This window comes from Affinundibacterium amnicola (assembly GCF_014284275.1).
GTDB lineage: Bacteria > Pseudomonadota > Gammaproteobacteria > Burkholderiales > Burkholderiaceae_D > Undibacterium > Undibacterium amnicola.
Map to the genome: position 1 here is coordinate 215,922 of NZ_JACOFU010000004.1, position 20,393 is coordinate 236,314.

The 20,393-nt window shown below is 45.4% G+C and carries 15 protein-coding genes; 11 read left to right on the top strand and 4 right to left on the bottom strand.

The window, feature by feature from the left end; all coding sequences use genetic code 11:
• Positions 1–298 precede the first annotated feature (298 nt).
• The 4 genes from H8K33_RS11540 to H8K33_RS11555 form a co-directional block, all read right to left on the bottom strand.
• Positions 299–2,437, bottom strand: coding sequence for a DUF4214 domain-containing protein (locus tag H8K33_RS11540; protein ID WP_186891185.1), 2,139 nt, complete (start codon positions 2,435–2,437; stop codon positions 299–301).
• A gap of 227 nt (positions 2,438–2,664) precedes the next feature.
• Positions 2,665–3,342, bottom strand: a complete 678-nt coding sequence (locus H8K33_RS11545) for a phage tail protein (protein ID WP_186891186.1) — start codon at positions 3,340–3,342, stop codon at positions 2,665–2,667.
• A 224-nt stretch (positions 3,343–3,566) separates the two neighbouring features.
• Positions 3,567–4,256 carry an aspartyl/asparaginyl beta-hydroxylase domain-containing protein gene (locus H8K33_RS11550; protein WP_246443540.1) on the bottom strand — a complete coding sequence of 230 codons (690 nt, stop codon included), beginning with the start codon at positions 4,254–4,256 and terminating at the stop codon, positions 3,567–3,569.
• Between the two features lie 42 nt (positions 4,257–4,298).
• Positions 4,299–4,802: a GNAT family N-acetyltransferase gene (locus H8K33_RS11555; protein WP_186891188.1), complete on the bottom strand. Its 504-nt coding sequence runs from the start codon at positions 4,800–4,802 to the stop codon at positions 4,299–4,301.
• Positions 4,803–5,016: 214 nt separating this feature from the next.
• Between H8K33_RS11555 and H8K33_RS11560 the strand changes: the two genes are divergently transcribed.
• The 11 genes from H8K33_RS11560 to H8K33_RS11610 all read left to right on the top strand — a co-directional run bounded on the left by H8K33_RS11560 (position 5,017) and on the right by H8K33_RS11610 (position 20,310).
• Complete coding sequence (locus H8K33_RS11560; RefSeq protein ID WP_186891189.1) at positions 5,017–5,334, top strand: DUF6916 family protein; 318 nt, start codon at positions 5,017–5,019, stop codon at positions 5,332–5,334.
• A 237-nt stretch (positions 5,335–5,571) separates the two neighbouring features.
• The gene (gene cysC, locus H8K33_RS11565; RefSeq protein ID WP_186891190.1) at positions 5,572–6,114 is read left to right on the top strand and encodes an adenylyl-sulfate kinase; all 543 of its coding nucleotides are present in this window, start codon (positions 5,572–5,574) and stop codon (positions 6,112–6,114) included.
• A gap of 7 nt (positions 6,115–6,121) precedes the next feature.
• On the top strand, positions 6,122–6,970 hold the full coding sequence (locus H8K33_RS11570; RefSeq protein WP_186891191.1) for a sulfotransferase: 849 nt from the start codon (positions 6,122–6,124) through the stop codon (positions 6,968–6,970).
• 2 nt (positions 6,971–6,972) lie between these two features.
• Complete coding sequence (locus H8K33_RS11575) at positions 6,973–16,287, top strand: Ig-like domain-containing protein (protein WP_186891192.1); 9,315 nt, start codon at positions 6,973–6,975, stop codon at positions 16,285–16,287.
• Between the two features lie 302 nt (positions 16,288–16,589).
• A complete protein-coding gene (locus H8K33_RS11580) occupies positions 16,590–16,898 on the top strand; it encodes a DUF6916 family protein (protein ID WP_186891193.1) in 309 nt (102 codons plus the stop codon).
• A 25-nt stretch (positions 16,899–16,923) separates the two neighbouring features.
• The gene (locus tag H8K33_RS11585) at positions 16,924–17,391 is read left to right on the top strand and encodes a DUF6916 family protein (protein WP_186891194.1); all 468 of its coding nucleotides are present in this window, start codon (positions 16,924–16,926) and stop codon (positions 17,389–17,391) included.
• Positions 17,392–17,432: 41 nt separating this feature from the next.
• Positions 17,433–17,987, top strand: a complete 555-nt coding sequence (locus H8K33_RS11590; RefSeq protein ID WP_186891195.1) for a GNAT family N-acetyltransferase — start codon at positions 17,433–17,435, stop codon at positions 17,985–17,987.
• 9 nt (positions 17,988–17,996) lie between these two features.
• Positions 17,997–18,512: a phage tail protein gene (locus H8K33_RS11595; protein ID WP_186891196.1), complete on the top strand. Its 516-nt coding sequence runs from the start codon at positions 17,997–17,999 to the stop codon at positions 18,510–18,512.
• 15 nt (positions 18,513–18,527) lie between these two features.
• Positions 18,528–19,055, top strand: a complete 528-nt coding sequence (locus H8K33_RS11600) for a phage tail protein (RefSeq protein ID WP_186891197.1) — start codon at positions 18,528–18,530, stop codon at positions 19,053–19,055.
• Between the two features lie 9 nt (positions 19,056–19,064).
• The gene (locus H8K33_RS11605; RefSeq protein ID WP_186891198.1) at positions 19,065–19,586 is read left to right on the top strand and encodes a phage tail protein; all 522 of its coding nucleotides are present in this window, start codon (positions 19,065–19,067) and stop codon (positions 19,584–19,586) included.
• Between the two features lie 142 nt (positions 19,587–19,728).
• Entirely contained in the window at positions 19,729–20,310 is a 582-nt protein-coding gene (locus tag H8K33_RS11610; RefSeq protein ID WP_186891199.1) for a hypothetical protein, read from the top strand.
• Positions 20,311–20,393 lie beyond the last annotated feature (83 nt).

The window sequence follows — 20,393 nt, forward strand, 5'->3', positions numbered from 1 at the left end:
TCGCTTAAATTTGACTTTAAATTTACACGATTTCCAAAGCTCCAGTGCAACTAGTTACAAAAGCTGAGCTAAGCCGTTGTGTTTTCACAAGCGTCGGTTAACAGAACGATGAAAATAGCGTGTTCGCGATATTCAGTTGAGTATTCAAAATAGAAATTCAATGCAAGCTCATTGTATTTGTACACACCGGTTTCAAATATAGCGCATCTATTGTTGCAAGCTTTTATTTCCATCCATTACTCACGAATTCCCGCAATTACTTAGAACTACAGGGGACTAATCCCTACAATTTATTGACCTATTGAACTAAACGTATATTTCTCCAAGGATATGGATCACGCTCTTCAATCTGTGTGGGTGGCATAAAGGGCTTTGCCATCCCCGTCGCTGCAGGACACTTACCCGTATGCACGTAGCTAATTGCGGCCGCTAGTCGTTTCTCATTTGGATCACCCAACAGATGATCCAAATCATCAGCCACATTACATTGTGGAGTAAAACCATTGACATAATCTCCTTGTCCAAGTGCATTTACACCGGAAAACTCAATAGCAAAGTAGGCCGTTCCGCAATTATTCTTTTGTCGGAAACCATATGGTTTTCCACAGGTTTTATCGCCGATCAAAATCACCTCCATAAAAGGTGTTAGCCCATTAATGATAGATTCGCTCGCTGAACAAGTACGACTACCCGTCAAGATAAAAACTCTAGGTACATTCAACCATGGCAATGGGCGACTATTTGTGTCATAGGAATAAAACCACGAAGTTGAATTTTGGGTTTTTTCTGGGTATTTATCATTATGAATCAACGTCTCGAAGATACTACCGGCAGTTCTATAACCACCAATCATCGCAGCAAGTTCGTCGGCGATATATAAGTAGCCGCCACCGTTGTATCGCAAATCAAGCACGATTTCGTTAATACCCGACTCACGAAAGGTTCTGATTGAATTAATCAAAGGCTGTTCCGCAGTACGAATATGATCATTGAAGACCATATAGCCAATCTTTTTTCCGTTATCAGTTAATATTTTGGACTCTAACACTGGTGATTTCACAACCAACGTTGAAGTCATTAAAGTGCTCCGAATGCGCCCATCCAAATCGATGATTTCGAAGGTATGTGTCTCAACTTTTGAAGGATAAAGTGCGGCATATTGCGCATCATTTGCAGATTGATCAAGAGAAGTATTGTCAATTTTGCTGATCGTCGCGCCACGCTTCAAACCAACCAAATCAGCAGGAGAGCCGGGTTCGACAAAGAGAACACGCAAACGAGATCCTTGTCTGAGTAAGGAGTAACCATAGCTATAACTTGATCCAGATTGAAAAAAATCATCGATGACAGACTGAGGGGAAGTAAAACTAAATCGGTCTTTTTCTTTCACGAGCAACTTATCGAAATACGCGGAAGTGGTCATTGGTGCATTCTGCGTCACTTCGGCAATGTCCCGATACCACAAATAAACATCATCTAAATGCCCTCGCGCCCAGCCCTTCTCCATCTCAGGCGTACAGATACCCGCAAAATTAGTAGCGTTCGGTGGCGCAACCAGATTAGTAGTCAAATCTTTCACGGGAACCAATTTGAGTGCCTCCGCCGTACTAACTGAAGTTACCGCCGCCGCAATTGCCATCGTTTTCAGAATCGATTGTTCTGGACTTAAATAAGACAGCGCGTGATTGACTGAAAACGTCATCGCAACCTGTAATTTACCATCCAGTAAAGCGGGTACAAATTTCCAAACTGGATCATTCGCATAGGTGCGTGCCGAATTCAACATACTTTGTATCATGCTGCCCTTACTGACACCCCGCACCAATTCATTCGCCCAATAATTAACTTCAGTCGCTGAGGGCGCAAAATTTCCACTTCGCCCTAACACGTTCTTATAAATAACTTTCACAAAGTCGTGATCACTCATGTTGGCGGAGTAGTCCGTTTGCAAAGAGTAGTAAATTGCCGCTTGATAAAAACTATTCGCAATTTGCTCCAGTGTTTTCCCGTCACGTAGCTCGCCCAACCAGTACGCTAAACCATCTGCCTCTGGAACGCGATTAAAAAACGCGATGTAAAGCTCAATGACAGAACGAAGATCCTCAGCCCTAACTTGATTCAGCAAATCGGCCAATGTCAAATTGACAGTAACGTCATCAAAGCGTATTTGTTTTTTATTCTTGACAACCACCACATCGCTATTCTTTGTCATATCGTTTACAAGATAGCCTGCACTCAATTTTGCAATTGTGTAGTTTTCTCGCTTCCCAGCAAAAGTCTGAATGTCGCTGGCGACAGGTGCAGGTGAAAACGGGGCAGCGCTATACACTGCGAGTTCAGAATCACTTTTCCCACCACCGCAGCCACCTAAACTGAGGCTCAGCGCCGTTACAACCGTGGTAAGAAACAATTTATATCTGGTGCCTACAGTTTTCATATTCACAAAACGCCTATCTGCGCCATTAGGTTAACAAAAAGAACTATTATAAGCGCAGCGCTACAGACATGATCGCGAAGTAGTAAGTATTCGCGGACGCACAAATAGAAAAAGCCAATGTCAAGCTGACATTGGCTTTTATGGCGAACTTTAATGTCTAGTCAGACTTGAATAACAGGAACCTGGTTAACAAAAAAGTCCTCTGTTCCTAGATGCATTACAGCGATCTAATTACGTGATGGGAAAATACCTTCCATTGCAATGATGTAATTCAAGCCCAAATAGGGCTGCATGATCGAAACCGTAGCATTGGTAACTACTGGTGCGACCACTGGTGTTCCTGCGCCTGTGTTGCCAGTCGTTACAGTGCCGCTACCTGTGACTGTCGTTGTAACACCACCAAGATCAACAGGGCTCGTAGGCGCTGTTCCCGCTGGAAGATAAATCGCTGCGCCAGACGCACCACTTGCGGTAGCAGTTAAGCCACCATTATTTGGTGCCGCGGTAAATCCACCGGCAGTTGCTGCGCCAACGGTGACATGTGTGGTGGCACTAAGAGTATCCAAGTTTAAGGTTGCCGGATGATTATGCGCAGGCAAATTCGCCAAACTCAAAGTAACGTTCACTGTGCCATTAGCGATCACTGTGACATTGTTTGTGCCTGCTCGTTCACCTTGCGAGACATTCGCCAATCCAGGACCTTGTCCTTGCGAGCCAACAATCACACGACCACGCAAATCAGGTAAAGCAAACGTGTTCTGTCCATCACCACCATACATCGTACCTAACAACGCAAACATTGCTGAATTTTGCTGAATAGGGATGGTCTGTCCATTACAAAACATCCATCCGCGTGGTGGGTAATTAAATGCGACTGGTAATACCGTGCCCATAAATGCATCCATTTTATCTCCTCAGTGTGTTAGTACAACAAGAACAAATGCGCGGCCGCGCTGATTTCATTTTTTAAATATCGCAAGCATAGCCAAAAATAACTCTACCTATTTTTGCAATATAAAAATGCATATAATTACTTAGTTTTTTCTTAATAGCTACTTGAAAATTAGATTTCAGTAGTATTTTTATCTAAGCAATTCACGTGCCAACACTGAGAATTTTCGAACACATTCTATGCCGGACTAAGTGCAATCGCTTCTAACTCATCCGCCAGCACTAATCCAGCTGGGAACCCCGCTTGACGCAAGCGCGCAATCACCTCGGCCACATTGCCATCGTGAATAGAAGGGTCAGGATAACGAGCTTGGGGGCGCGGAATCCATCCGGCCTGACTAAAAACTTGCTCTAACCAAGAATTGCTAACGCAATCTAGCATCAGATGTACACGAGCATGCTGGCTAGCATTTCGCACACCATGCAAACAGCTCGCATTCAAGTACCACGTGTCGCCCGCGGAAAAATGCACAGGAATATGGTCGATGGTAAAAATGACTTCCGGCGTGGTTTGTATCGGAATATGCAATCGGGTAATGCCATCTTCGATACTAGAGCCTGCATCTCGGTGTTCTTTGATCACGCCACCCGCAGCCAAAGACATCAGCCTTATTGAAGTTTTCTCACACTGAAACTGTGCAATCACCTCGCGAAAGTAAGTACATTGCTCAAGGATTTCTGTATCTTGAAATTCCACACTATCAATCGGCAAAATATGATCAATACGTCCACCAACAGAACGTAAAGGAATACACGACCAATCTTTTTCATACGCTTGAATATTAAAGTGCTTAATCCAAGGTGACCGCACAGCCAGCGCAAGATCATGCTGAAGTTTCGCGACATCAAACGAAAAGGGTAATTTCAAGTAAGGACATATCGACATAAATTGAAATCTCTCTTTTGGGGATTATCCGAGCGGCTTGTCAACTGATGCAGGGTGCCAAGCCATTTGATCAAATAAAGTATCGCTGCTGCGCACACTAAATCCTGTACGCCGATAAACATGTAAAGCATCAACATTATTGCATTGGACGGCCAGACTAATCGGTCGACCTAGTTGGATTGCGTAGTCTTGCAAAGCCTGAACTACCTGAGTCGCAATACCTTTTCCACGCCAAGTGGATATCACGGCAATGTCAATTAGGCGAATCTCAAAGTCATTTACATCGATGACCAAACGCCCAATCTCCTCCCTATCCCAAAGCAAAAGCCAATGTTGTGCGTTTGGATAGGTTTCTCTGATACCTCTATCCTGACTCATCTGCTGCATAACAATCATCTGTTGCATGGCAACTGGTGCAAGCGGTATCGTGAGCAGATCAGTACGACTATCGCGATACAGTAAGTCCAGAAAAGTCTTGTCATTCGCATGAACAAGGCGTGCGGTCAGAGGGGAAATCAGGTTTAGCAAGTGGAAAACTCCAAATTTAATTCAATACAAATCAATTCAAACATAGTAAGCAAAGACCATTCCCAATAATTTTATTCACCACAAAATCGCTTATCTTGGCACACCACTTGCTGTGAGTTCAGAGAAAAATATATATTCCATATTTTGTAATGTCCATGGAAATATTGCTAACATCAAGCACAGCAATTAATCAAAAAACTTTTCCGGAGAAATCATGTCTTTAAGTTTTGTTCAAGCGCAGGCTCTTTTACATAGCAGCTTTATCGTCCATACCTCAGTTGGCACAGTGGAACTACGTTTAATTGAAGCGACTGAAATTGCCAGACCTGGATTGCCCGCTGAATACCGTACGCCGATGTTGTTGGTTTTTTCAGCGCCAGCTAGCCCTGTATTGGCGCAAGACAACTATTACTTTGATCACCAAAGTCTAGGACGTCATTTTTGGTCTGTGGCACCTGTGATGCCGCCGACTAACCGTCCAGTCACAGCCAATAATGAACCATTAAATTTCTATCAAGTCTTATTTAATTGAATTACTATCGATTCATAAGTGGCGCTCAAAAACATGTAAATAGATTCATTAAGAATTATCTTACGTGTAATTTACATGCATCAGACCCGCCTTCTACTCAAAAAGCCATTTAAGCAATGGTATGAATTTTGCTTTGTATAAATTATCAATTTTAAATATTAAAGCAAAACATTGTGCGTGCTTTGCGATGATGTTTTCAATAAATTGAATTTCAGGATATGTTTTATTTTTAATCAGATGGAAAATTCAACGTTTATCAAGAACAAAAAGTTGTTAACCTGGTGGTTGACCGGATTATCCGGTGCTGGAAAAACAACACTAGCACGAGCCTTGGCAGAAGATCTGCGAGACCAAGGCTATCCTGTGTGCGTACTTGATGGTGATGAAATAAGGCAAGGACTGTCGAAAGACTTGGGGTTTAGCATGGCAGAGCGGGAAGAGCAAAGTCGCCGTGTTGCAGAGACGGCAAAAATATTGAATCAAAACGGCATATTGGCAATCGTTTCTTTGGTGTCTCCTAGCTTACAAGGACGAAGCCTAGCGCGCGACATCATTGGGAAAGAGCATTTCGTCGAAAGCTACATCTCAACCCCATTGCAAATTTGCCAGCAACGCGATGTCAAAGGTTTATACGCAAAAGCAAAGCTCGATTCTGGCCTACAATTGACTGGGATTGGCGCTCCCTATGAAGCTCCCACTAATGCTGATTGCGTGATCGATACCAGTCAAACTGAATTAACTACCGCAACTCAACAACTCCGAGCATTTTTGAAAGAATAAGAACAACATGTCGCAAGCAAAATACCATTTCATTTCCGGCTTACCTCGTTCTGGCTCTACGCTATTAGCTGCGCTGTTACTGCAGAATCCACGCTTTCATGCAGGCATGACGAGTCCAGTTGGCGCGCTGTATACCAGCATGCTACATCAATTTGGTGCTGGTACTGAGTTCGGTCCGGTGATCACAAAACCTGAACGCAAACGTTTAGTGCGCGGTTTGTTTGACTCATATTACGCAGAGCACAGTGATAAAAATGTCGTCTTTGATACCAACCGTATGTGGACCGCACATCTGCCTATGCTGATGGATCAATTTCCGGGTTCCAAAGTAATTGCCTGCGTGCGCAATGTGGCTTGGATTATGGATAGCATAGAACGCAAATACGCAGCAGACCCCTATGAAATCACACGACTGTTTAATGATGATAGTGAGCGTGCGACGGTCTACAGCAGAGTCGAAACACTAGCCCAACGCAATCGTATGGTTGGCTATCCTTGGGCTGCGTTGAAAAGTGCCTTTTATAGTGAGCATGCCGCCTCGATGTTATTGATCGACTATGATCTTCTCGCCCAGGCACCACAAAAAGTTTTACCACTGATTTACGATTTTATCGGTGCGGAGCCGTTCGAACATAACTTCCATAGTATTCAATACGATGCACCAGAATTCGACGCCCCTTTAGGCATGCGAGGCTTGCACAAAGTCAGACCTGCAGTCAGTTTCGAAGCACGTGACACCATACTCCCACCAGATTTGTTTCAACAATACAGCCAGCTATCTTTCTGGAAAGACACAGCAGGCAGCCGTGCCAACGTAATTACCGCCAAATTTATTCCGACTGCGACAGGAAATTGAACATGATCTCGACTAACACACAACTGAACCAAAACGCCAATGAGGCAAACATTGAGCACGGTAATTCGACTCAATTATCACCCGCGCCATCTCTGCAAACAAAAACCGCATCTGCCACTGTCGTTAGTCATGAAATTGTGTTTGTCGACACCACTTTGCAGAACTGGCAAAGCCTACTCAAAGATATCAAACCTGGCGCCGAAATTATCATCCTAGACCCCTTAAAAAATGGCGTGCAACAAATGGCGGATGCTTTGCAGGGCAAAGTGGATGTTACTGCTATACACATACTATCTCATGGTGGTGATGGCTATTTGGTCATCGGAAATACGATGGTATCGTCATATAACTTAGTTGATTACCAAGCGAGTTTTGCAAAAATACGCGCAGCATTATCGTCGGATGCCGATATTTTATTGTATGGCTGTGATGTCGCAAAAGGTGAAGTGGGTGCAAATTTTGTCAGCCAACTTGCTAAGTTAACAGGTGCAGATATTGCTGCATCCATCAACGACACGGGTATTAGTGGTGATTGGGTATTGGAATATCAAAACGGTGCAGTTGAGACCAACGTGGTCGCTGCAACTGACTATGGCTTTGATTTAGCTACCATTAAAGTAACCAATTTAAATGATAGTGGCGCAGGTTCATTACGTGCTGCGGTTACTAGCGCAACGGGTAATGCGGCAGCCGATACCATCGTATTTGACCCAGCCTTGTTTGCTAGCGGTGCTGCGACATTGACGTTGACTAGTGGAGCATTAAATGTACACGGTGATGGCGATTTAGACGCATTTACTATCATCGGCCCAGGAGAAAATTTACTGACGATTAGTGGAAATAATACATCTCGAATTTTTCAAGCAGATTACGCCAGTTCGACAGCAAATACCTCATCATTAACGCTTTCCGGCATGACATTGACCAATGGCACTTCGGCAGGCGCACGAGATGCTTATGGCGGTGGTGCAGTCATGTCTTATTACTCAGGTAGCCTAACGCTAGATCATGTCGTCATAAAAAATAGTTCAAGTGGAAGTTCCGGTGGTGGACTTAGATTTGGAACAAATAATGGTGATTTAACAATCAGTAATTCTACTTTTGATGGAAATACAATTACGAGCGGTGGCGCAACCGGAAGAGGTGGGGGAATCGAGGTTTTCGCGCAAAATCACATCGTTAATATTTCAAATTCAACAATTAGCAACAACACTAATCCTAGCGGGTTTTATGGTGGGGGCGCCATGATTGGCGGCTCAGGTGCAACTATTACTATCACCAATACGACAATTGCAGGGAATTCGGCAGGTAGTGGAAACATTCCAACGGGCGGCGGCGGCGGGATTCTCATACAAGCTCCTAACGTTACCATTACCAACTCTACCATTGTAAACAATGCATGGAATGGCGGAAGCGCGCCTAATAATGGAGGCGGCGGGCTTTCTTTGTTTAATACAGGCGGCACTGCCGTATTGAAAAATAATATTATTGCCAACAATACGAGCACTAATACCGCATTGGATGATACCGACGCCATCGTTACACATACAGGCGTAATGTCTGGAAGCAATAATTTAATCCCCACACCAGTTGGGTTGCATTATTCTTCGACGAATACAATGACTGGCACAATTACTACACTAGGCAGTGCATTAGGTTCACTTGCATTTAATGGTGGTCCTGTGAAAACAATTGCTATTGCAAGTGGAAGCAATGCCATTAGTGCAGGTACAACTACTGGCGCCCCAACCACAGATGCACGTGGTTTTGGTCGTGGCGGCACGACGGACATAGGTGCTTACGAATTTAGTGACAATAATACCTTCGACTTTACAGGTGTGGTATCTCCCAACAAAGGTGCAATTGATGTACCGTCCAATTACAATCTCAACATTGAATTTGGCACAGCAGTCACCGCTGTTGCTGCAAAAAATATTGTAATTTATCGCCAGTCTGACAACGCAGTTTTGGAAACCATCGCTGCTAACGATACTGGCAAAGTGACGTTCAGTAGTGGCACTGGTGGCGCAAACAGCAAAGTGACAATTAATCCGACTGCAAACTTGGGAAGCAACACGGGTTACTATGTTTTAATTGATAGCGGTGCGTTCCAAGATGGCAGTAGCAATGCTTATAATGGTGTTAGTTCAAATTCAACTTGGACGTTCACCTCAATCGCAATCCCTACCAGCATTACCAGTGCCACATATAATGCCACTACTGGCGTTTTAGTCGTCACGGGTACAGACATTACGAATGGTGGCACAATTGACGTCACTAAATTAAGTCTGACTGGACAAGGTGGCACTTACACACTAACCGCAGCCACCAGCAATCCAACTGCAAGCAGCACTACTTCCTTCACAGTGACCTTGGGCGCAGCCGATAAAATCGCGGTGAACGGCATCCTCAATCAGGATGGCACTTCAGCGGTGAATGCGACTACCTTTAATCTGGCTGCTGCGGCGAACTGGGATATTACTGCGTCCGCAGACGCTGATTTAACTGGTAATGCGATTACAGTGTCTAACGTAATTGATCCGACTATCTCTTCGGCGACTTACAATGCCGCAACTGGTGTATTTACTGTCACAGGAGCCAATCTAGTCAAAACGGTTGGCACCACCAATGACATCACCATCAACAAATTAACCATCACTGGTGAAGGTGGTATTACTCGTACGTTGTCTACGACAAGCAATGTCGAAATCACTGATGCAAGCACATTTAGTTTTACGCTCGCTGGTGCAGATATTGATGCGGTTAATCTGATTTTTAATAAAAACGGTGGTAGCTCTACTGGCGGTGGCACTTATAACATTTCTGCTGCGGATGACTGGAACAGCGTCATTAATGGTGGAAACACACAAGATCTGACAAATGCAGTAACAGTATCAAATGTCGCTGTACCAACTATCACTTCAGCTACCTATAACGCGACTACTGGCGCACTAGTTTTCACAGGCACTGGGTTCACAACACGTAATGGCGCTAGTAACGATATTCTCGCAGATAAATTCACATTAACTGGCGAAGGTGGGGCTACATACACGCTCACAGACACAGCAAACGTCGAAATATCGTCGAACACCAGTTTTACTTTAAATTTGAGCAGCACGGACAAATCCGGGCTCAATCAAATAATCAATAAAAGTGGCACCAGTGCTACTAGCGGAACAACTTATAACGTTGCAGCAGCAGAAGAGTGGGCAGCAGGGGCAGATTCAGCGGTTGTTATTGCAGACCTTACAGGTAACGGTGTAACGGCGACGGTTGCTGCACCTACAATTACCTCTGCTACTTACGATGCAAACACAGGTACTCTGCTTGTGACCGGAACGGGATTCACCCATCGTACTGGCGGAACAAATGACATTATCGCGAGCGCATTTACGCTTACCGGACAAGGCGGAAGCACGTACGCGTTGACGGATACAGCGAATGTCGAAATTAGTTCTGATACCAGCTTCACATTAGTATTGTCAGCGACAGACAAAGCTGGGTTACGCACGCTACTCAACAATAATGGTACACAATCTTCTGGTGGTACCACTTACAACTTAGCTGCTGCTGACGATTGGGCAAACGGCGCGGATGCTGCTCTTAACATCGCGGACGCCACTGGCAATGGCGTTACTGTGTCCAATGTTGTATCGCCAACTATTACCTCTGCAACTTACGATGCCAGCACTGGAATTTTGTCGGTAACGGGCACCAATATGGCAAATGGTGATTCGATTGATGTTTCAAAACTATCTATTACAGGCCAAGGTGGTACTTATACATTGACCAGCGCAGGTGTTGCCGCCAGCAGCGCCACTGCATTTTCGATTACCCTCAACGCGGCAGATAAACTCGCAGTCAATGGCGTACTAAATAACAATGGCACCACTGCCGTCAGCGCAACCACGTTCAATTTAGCTGCAGCAACTGGATGGGACTCTACGGTTAGTACCGCTGCAGATCTGACTGGCAATGGCATCACTGTCTCCAACGTCACTGCACCAACAATCACCTCAGCGACCTATGATGGGACAAGCCATGTCTTCGTCATCACTGGCACGAATCTGGTGAAGACCATCGGTGCAACCAATGACGTAACGATTTCTGCTTTAACCATCACCGGCGAAGGTGGTGCAACACGTACTTTATCTACAACTGGCAATGTCGAAGTCATCTCAAATACGAGCTTCACTTTCACCTTAGCGGGCGCCGATATCGCAGCGGTCGATTCTTTGCTCAACAAGAATGGTCTCTCTTCAGCAAGCAGTAGCACAACGTATAACCTCGCTGTCGCCGATGACTGGAATAGCGTGATCACAGGTGGCAACATTGAAGACATGACTGGTAATAGCATCACCGTCTCTAATGCAGCACCTACCATTTTGAGCTCAACTTACGATGCTGCTACTGGGACCTTATCTGTCTCCGCTGTCAATATCGTTGGCGGTGACACGATTGATGTAACCAAACTTTCTGTTACTGGTCAAGCTGGTTCTTATACCTTAACAACTGCCAGTGTTACCGCAACTAACGCGACTGAATTCTCCGTCACGCTCAATGCTGCTGACAAACTCGCGATTAACGGCATACTCAACAACAACGGTACTTCGGCTGTTGACACCACAACTTTTAATTTATCCGCTGCGACTAATTGGAATCAAACCACTGCCTCGGGTGCCGACACAACTGGTAACGCAATCACCGTCTCGAACGTCACGGCACCAACGATTACTTCTGCAACTTACGATGGCACAAGCCATGTCTTCGTCATCACAGGCACGAATCTGGTGAAAACCATCGGTGCAACCAATGACATTACTATTTCGGCTTTAACTATCACTGGCGAAGGTGGTGCGACACGTACTTTATCCACCACTGGCAATGTCGAAGTCACTTCTGATACAAGCTTCACCTTCACTGTCGCTGGTGCCGACATTGCCGCACTTGATGCCCTGCTCAATAAGAACGGCACCTCTTCAGCAAGCAGTGCCACAAGCTATAACCTCGCTGTCGCCGATAATTGGAATAGCGTAATCACAGGTGGCAATATTGCAGACATGACTGGCAATGGTATTACCGTCGCTAACGCTGCACCAAGCATCCTCAGTTCGACATACGATGCTGCAACTGGAATCTTATCTATCTCGGCCGTCAACATCGTTGGCGGCGATACCATTGATGTTTCGAAACTTTCCATTACTGGTCAAGCTGGTTCTTATACCTTAACAACTGCCAGTGTTACTGCAAGTAGTTCGACAGCATTTTCTGTCACACTCAATGCAGCTGACAAACTCGCGATCAACGGTATTCTCAATAACAATGGTACGTCGGCTGTAGACACAACTACGTTCAACCTGTCTGCAGCAGCCAACTGGAATCAAACTACGACATCGAGCGCAGACCTAACAGGCAACACAGTAACCGTCTCCAACGTCACAGCGCCAACGATCACATCCGCCACTTACAATGGCACCACCCACGTCTTCACTGTCACTGGCACTAATTTAGTCAAGGCCATCGGTGCAACCAATGACATTACTATTTCGACCTTAACCATTACCGGTGAAGGCGGTTCGACACGTACTTTGTCGACAACTGGCAATGTCGAAGTGACCTCCAATACCAGCTTTACATTCACCTTAGCTGGCGCTGATATCGCTGCGGTTGATTCTTTGCTCAATAAAAATGGTACATCTTCAGTTAGCAGTACAACCTACAACTTGGCTGTTGCTGATGATTGGAATAGTGTCATCACTGGTGGCAGTATTGCGGACATGACTGGCAATGCCATCACTGTCTTCAATGCAGCTCCTGCCATTTTGAGTTCAGCGTACAATGCTGCAACTGGAGAATTGACTGTTTCTGCGGTCAACATCTTCGGTGGCGACACGATCGACGTGTCCAAACTCTCCGTTACTGGTCAAGCTGGTTCTTATACTTTAACAACTACCAGCGTGACCGCAAGTAGCTCGACGGCATTTTCTGTCACGCTCAATGCAGCTGACAAACTCGCGATCAACGGTATTCTCAATAACAATGGTACGTTGGCTGTAGACACGACTACGTTCAATCTGTCTGCAGCGGCCAACTGGAATCAAACTACAGCTTCTGGAGCGGATCTGACTGGTAACAGTATTACCGTCGCCAACGTCACTGCGCCAACAATTACCTCAGCAACCTACGATGTCACTACCCATATCCTGACTGTCACAGGTAGCAATCTGGTCAAAACCATTAGTGCTACCAATGACATCACAGTATCGACCTTAACGATCACTGGGGAAGGCGGTGCTACACGTACTCTGACCACCACAGGCAATGTCGAAGTGCTTTCTGACACTAGCTTTGCGATCACTTTAGCCGGTGCTGATCAGGCTGCGGTTGAGGCGCTGTTCAACAAAAATGGCTCAACCTCCACCAACGGGGTTAGTTACAATCTGGCTGCTGCCGATGATTGGAATAGCGTCATCACTGGCGGCAATATCGCCGATGCGACAAATGTCATCACGGTTTCGAATGTGTCTATCCCGACCATCACTTCTTCGACCTATGATGCCAATACTGGCGTACTGGTGGTAAATGGTACAGGCTTTAGTGGCACATTCGGTGCGACGAACGACATCATCGCCAATATGTTCAGCCTACAAGGTGAAGGCGGTGCCAGCTATACGCTCAACACCACCAGCAATGTCGAAATCACCTCTGCGACCTCCTTCACATTAACACTGAGTGCGACGGATCGCTTAGGTGCGAATCTGATCATGAATAAGAATGGTACTAGCGCTACTAGTGCCAGCACTTATAACCTGATCGCTGCGGAGAACTGGAATGCAGGCGCAGACACTGCTGTGGTAATCGCAGATCTGACTGGCAATGGAGTCACCGTTTCTAACGTTGTCGCACCAACAGTCACATCCGCCACTTATAACGTTGCTACCGGTGTATTGGTCGTCACAGGGAATAACTTCCTTTCTCTGACTGGAGCGAACAATGACATCACCGCTGACCGCGTACGTTTATTCGGACAAGGTGCTTTCAATTACACGCTCACAGATACCTCCGACGTCGACATCACTTCCAACACCAGCTTTACCATTACCATGAGCGCCACCGACAAGGCGGCTCTGGCTCTTCGGATGAACAAGAATGGTACATCCGCCACCGACGCGACGACGTACAATATTGGGATGCTTGAAGATTGGAATACTGGTGCTGACACCGGTGTCGTGATTCTTGATCTGTTTGGTAATGGCATTACTGTTTCGGGTGTCAATCCAACGACATCAATTACTGCGTCAAGTTTCTCTGCCGACGCAGGCACTTCCTCAAGTGATTTCATTACCAATACAGCGACACAAACGATTTCTGGCACGCTCAGTGCCACTTTGGTCGCAGGCGAATCGGTAGAAGTATCTACCAATAATGGCAGCTCCTGGACAACAGCAAGCGCCACAGTTGGTCAAAGCAGCTGGTCGCTGGCAGGAGCGATTTTATCAAATGGCACAACCAATCTCAAAGTACGTGTCGTTGATACCTATGCGAACTCAGGTCCCGAATATACTCAAAGTTATACCTTAGATACGGTACGCCCGACGGTCAGCAGCAATATGAGCTTTACAGATAATGTATTAGCGATCGGTGATACCTCTATCATGTCGTTAAGTTTCTCCGAAGCGGTGAGCGGCTTAACGATCTCTGATTTCATCGTGCCTAATGGTGTTCTTTCCAACCTTATCACAAGTGATGGTGGAATTACTTGGACAGCAACATTAACTCCCAATGCTGGTGTCAATGACGCAACCAATACCATCACGCTCAATAACACAGGCTATAGAGATACCGCAGGTAATACAGGTACTGGCAGTACTTCCAGCCTGAATTATGCAATCGATACATTCCGACCAACCGCGACCATCACCCTATCAGACAATTATCTTGGCATCGTCGATACCACCTTGGTGACCTTTACCTTTAATGAACCTGTCACAGGCTTCACAAATGATGATCTAACCCTACCGGTCACCACACCGATGGGCACATTATCTCCGGTAAGTTCGAATAACGGCGGATTAACTTGGACTGCAACTTACACACCGCCATTCGGCGTATTGGATACCAGCAATCTGATTACATTAAATACCGCTGGCGTGATCGATGCATTGGGCAATCCTGGATTAGGATTCATCAATTCACCCAACTTTACAATCAATACGGTGAATGTCGTACCTAGTTTGGGAGGTACCACGCCAGGATTGAGCACAGTAGACTCCATGCGTATTTTGCCGTTTTCCAGCGTTACGGTGACCGATCCCGATATTGATGCAATGGAAATCGCTGCAATTACCATCGATGATGCTGCCAAAGGCAGCTTTACCGCCAATTCATTGGCATTAAGCGGCTTTTACACCAACGATGGTGGCACCACTTACAATCATGACGCAGCTTCGCCAGCAGCAATGCAAGCTGCCATTCGCGCATTGGTGTTTGAACCGAATCCATCTCGTTTGTCGGTGGGAACAAGTGATGTCGCGACATTCACCATCATGATCCGCGATCAGTACATGGCCGTCGCCCTCGACAGCAACACCACACTCACAATCAATAATGTCAATTCAGCACCGACTGACATTAGCCTGTCCGATTCAATTGTGTTGCAATCAGAAGGACTTAACGCGAGCGTTGGCTTACTCTCAGCGATTGACCGAAACGTCGGTGATTCCCACACCTTTGCTTTAGGCACCGCCAATGCTGCAAACGATAATGCGCAATTTACGATCGTTGGCAATAGCCTCAAGGTGATTAATCCTGCCTTGATGGCAGAGCGCGATTACAAGGTCTCGGTACAAGTTACCGATGCCAATGGCTTGAGTTTCTTTAAAAATCTCACGATCCATCTCGATGATGATGTTGCTCCTTACATCACTTCTATCGAAACACTGCGCTCGGCTCGCCCAACCGTCACAACGGGTAGTTATATTGTGAAGTTTAACGAGTCTGTCACCGGCGTTACTCTAGATGATTTCTTCCTCACTTCCAGCGATGGAACCACCGCCAATCTGAGTTCTATCACCGCATTAAGTGGCGGTGCCTATCGCGTATATATGGATCAGATTTCCGGCACCGGGAATTTAGTATTGAACTTGAAATCCTCTGGTACGGGTATTAGTGATTTGTTTGGAAATAGCTTGCCTGCAGTGCCACCAGCGCCACAACAGTTGTCACTACTATCCACTGATAATATCGCTATTGACTTCGTCGCCACCAATGATTTACTCATTGGCATTCAGCAGCATCAGGATTTCTTTCTGATGTAAAAAAATAACCGTCATCGGGGGAAAGCGGGCGGTCAATTTTTGACCGCCTTTTTTTGACCTGAACTGTTTTAACTTTGCGATTGGAGATCGAAATTTAGATTTTCGACAAAACGCAAAATGGCCAAGTAACACGAATTTATTTCCACATGGAAAATAAAGTAAATTTAACTATTTACCTTTCATTCATCTTTTTAAAAATTTTCACAAAAAAGTGAATTTACCCTTTAAAAACATAGACTTAACCTTGACTACCAATCGTATTCGCAATAAGATTACGACTGATTTATTTTTTGATAATTATAATGAATTTGCCTTCTCATCAGACGTTTTGCGATTGCCTCAGGCACAACTTCCGCGTGCAGATTGATGGCGGTTCCAATGAAAATTTGGTGCTAACATCGGTATCAACTTTGTTAGAAAGCGCAGTCAGTACACCAAGTCACCCAAAAGAACATTTTTCAATTATTTTTGAGTGCCAAAATCAAACGCACTTGCCGCAAAAAATCTACAGCTTTACACATCCGACAGTTGGTCAATTTGAGCTATTTATCGTACCAATCGGCCCTGATCGTGTCAGTAAGCATATGTGCTATCAAGCCATATTCAATTAATTTTTGAAGAGAATGGAGTATCAAGATGTCGAGTAAGCAAAATCTAGCGCGTCGTGGTTTTATTTTATTTGGCGGTGCTCTGGCACTTACCTCAATGACGGCGCCAAGCTCCTTAGCAAATGCATTAATGGAGCTCGAGGTTTTGCCAAGTTGCACAGCCAATTTCAGTAATGCAGATCATCTCTGCTTGCGTAGTTTCGGCCTGCAAGACTTTACCCAGCTGTTAGGGCAAAATTTTTTAGTTGGCGCTGGCATTCATAAAGTTCACATGCAACTAACTAACGCAACCTCACATGCTCGCGATGCGGACCCTCGTCCGGCGACTGTGCGCCGCGAGCCTTTCAGCTTGCAATTCTCCGCCCAACAAGGCCTACAGTTACCCGCTGAGATCTATGATGTCAAACACCCAAAACTTGGTGATATGAAAGTGTTCATGACGCAAATTGGTGATCAGAATTCTGACAAATCCCAGTACGAAGTTGTATTCGGTTAACGCCGTTTTTACGCTCACACTCTGCAAAGATTTCATTATTTATGAGCCACGCGATCTCCTCACTCACATATAGCCTGCGTCCCATTGAAGAAGTGGACATGCCTATGCTGCGTGAGATTTATTATTCCTCCCGCGCGGAGGAGATGAAATTTTTTCCTTTTTCTAATGAGCAGAAACAGCAGTTTTTGGCGATGCAATTTGACGCGCAGCATACGCATTATCAGACTTATTTCAAACAAGCACAATTTGATTGTGTGATGCGAGATTCCAAAGTAATTGGACGTTTATACGTACATCGTGGTCTCGAAGAAATGCGGATTATCGACATCAATTTATTGCCAGCATATTGCAATCAAGGAATAGGAACCTTTCTCCTACAACAGTTAATCACTGAAGCGGATACCAAACAACTCAGTATTAGCGCTCACGTCGAATACAGTAACCCTGCGCGTCGTTTATATGCTCGCTTAGGCTTTGATGAGATTGAAGAACGGGGCGCTTATATTTTTGTTGTGAAGCCAGTCGCATCTTTGAATAACCGCCAAGTATCAAATAATATCTATCAAGCAGACAATGTCAGCTCGACACCAATTTAAGAGGATTTTATGGCAGAACCATTTTTATCAGAAACCAGAATATTCAGTTTCGTTTTCGCTCCGCGAGGATGGGCCCTATGCAATGGGCAACTTCTACCTATCAATCAAAATCAAGGTTTGTTCTCTTTATTGGGAACGACATTTGGCGGTGATGGGCGAGTGAATTTTGCCTTACCGAATCTTCAAGGTCGGGTACCGATCCATGTCGGCAATGGCTTTACCCTTGGTCAACAAGGTGGCGCAGCAGCCCACACAATCTCGCAAAGTGAAATGCCAACTCACACGCACCTGATCAATGTTTCGAACAAACGCGCAAATTTAGCCAGACCCGTCAGTGCCACCTTAGGACAAGCGGAAAGTCCTATGTATTCTGATGAGTCACCTGGCAATGTATATGAAACCACTAGTGCAACACAAAATACCACAAGCACCATAGGTGGATCACAAGCACACACTAATTTGCAGCCTTTTTTAACCCTGAATTTTTGCATTGCTCTGCAAGGCATTTTTCCATCACCTACCTAAGACAAGAGGCAAAAAATGGCACAACCTTATGTTGGTGAAATTCGCATTTTTGCTGGCAACTTTGCCCCTGCAGGCTGGATGTTTTGCGAGGGTCAACTGCTTCCAATTTCCGAAAATGAGACCCTATTTCAACTCATCGGCACCACCTATGGTGGCGACGGTGAATCTACTTTTGCATTACCTGATATGCGTGGCAGATTGCCGATACACCAAGGATCTGGCTATGTATTAGCGGAAACGGGTGGAGTCGAGACTGTTACACTAACAGTCAATCAAATACCGGCGCATAGTCACACAGTGCTGGCTAAAGCACCCACTGCGTCCGCACCAAACGGCAATGCAACACATACGATTCCAGGTTCAAAAATGTTAGCTGGGGGTACGATCAAAGCCTACTCGACTGGGGTTCCTGCGTTAACGCTGGACATGAATGCAGCAGTCATCAATTCGACTGGCGGAAGCCAGCCACACGACAACATGATGCCGTATCTCTGTGTTGATTATATTATTTCTTTATTCGGGATATTCCCGAGTCCTAATTAAGGCTCAATCATGGCAGATCCATTTGTTGCTGAAATCCGCATTTTCCCTTTTAACTTTGCACCACAAGGCTGGGCTTTTTGTGATGGACAATTACTTCCACTCTCACAAAACACCGCATTATTTTCCCTGCTAGGTACCACTTACGGTGGCAACGGCGAAAGTAATTTTGCGTTACCAGATCTTCAAGGTCGCGCCCCCATGCACCCTGGTCAAGGTCCTGGATTATCTTTGCATGATTTAGGTGAGTCTGCTGGCACAGAAGCCGTCAGCTTACTAGAAACGGAAATCCCGTCACACAACCATCTGATGAAAGCAAGTGATGCCGCAGGTAATGCTATATCACCTGCAAACAATGCTTTAGCGATTGGCGCCAAAGGTGTCCCTTTATACACGCCAATTAGCGGTGCTAATGCGACAATGAGTCCAAGTACGCTGGCGCCAGTCGGTGGAGGTTTGCCACATAACAATATGCAGCCATATTTAACGATGTATTTCGCAATTGCAATGCAAGGTGTTTTTCCTCCTCGTTGAGTACGAAAGGCGAAGCAGCACCGTCGGATAGTTAGTCGGACAGCTGAACAAGCGAATTGTTTGGGTCAAAGATCCAACTATATTTTGAAGCAAAACTTTAGTCGCTTCAATTTTTTGATAATTTTAAGAATGGTGTGTGAGTATGGCTCGTTTTCATTTCAATATATCAGTGCTGAGCTTCGCGCTTCTGACACTCAGTGCTTGTGGCGGTGGTGGTAGTAGTTCTAGCCCAGGCACGAATAATGTGCAAGCGACACCAGGATTCGTTTGCAATGGTACGGTCAAAGAATTATTTACCGCCATGCAAGGCAGCTATGACGGCGTCGTTGATACCGCGTTCTTACCTGGTGCAGGTGTACCCTTAACCACAGGCGTGGTGTATCCGGTGAGTATTTCTGGGCTAGATTGTTCGATACGGTTTACTGGCAACAAAAATATTAAGTATGTGTTTGCCTTTGGCGACACAAGCAACACGGCGCCTAGCAATTTCGTCGGCTTTAGCCCGACCAAAATTATTCAAAATCCTGATGAGCTCGATTTGAGTAATGTGCAATACAACATCAGTATCAGCACCAGCAGCAATGTAGTCGAACTAGAGCGCAGAGTTGCCAAGAATTCGGCAGGTTCAGGCGTGGTCGATGGCGATTTGCATCTCTTCTCTTTGCCAGGCACCAATTCCTTCGGCGGCATACACATGAAAGTGGCGACCAAACGACCCCTCTAGTAATAAATGCTGGTAAACAAGACATGTAACAGGTGTTCCACACCATTCATACAAGACAATGTAGTGCCTTCATCATGGTTAGA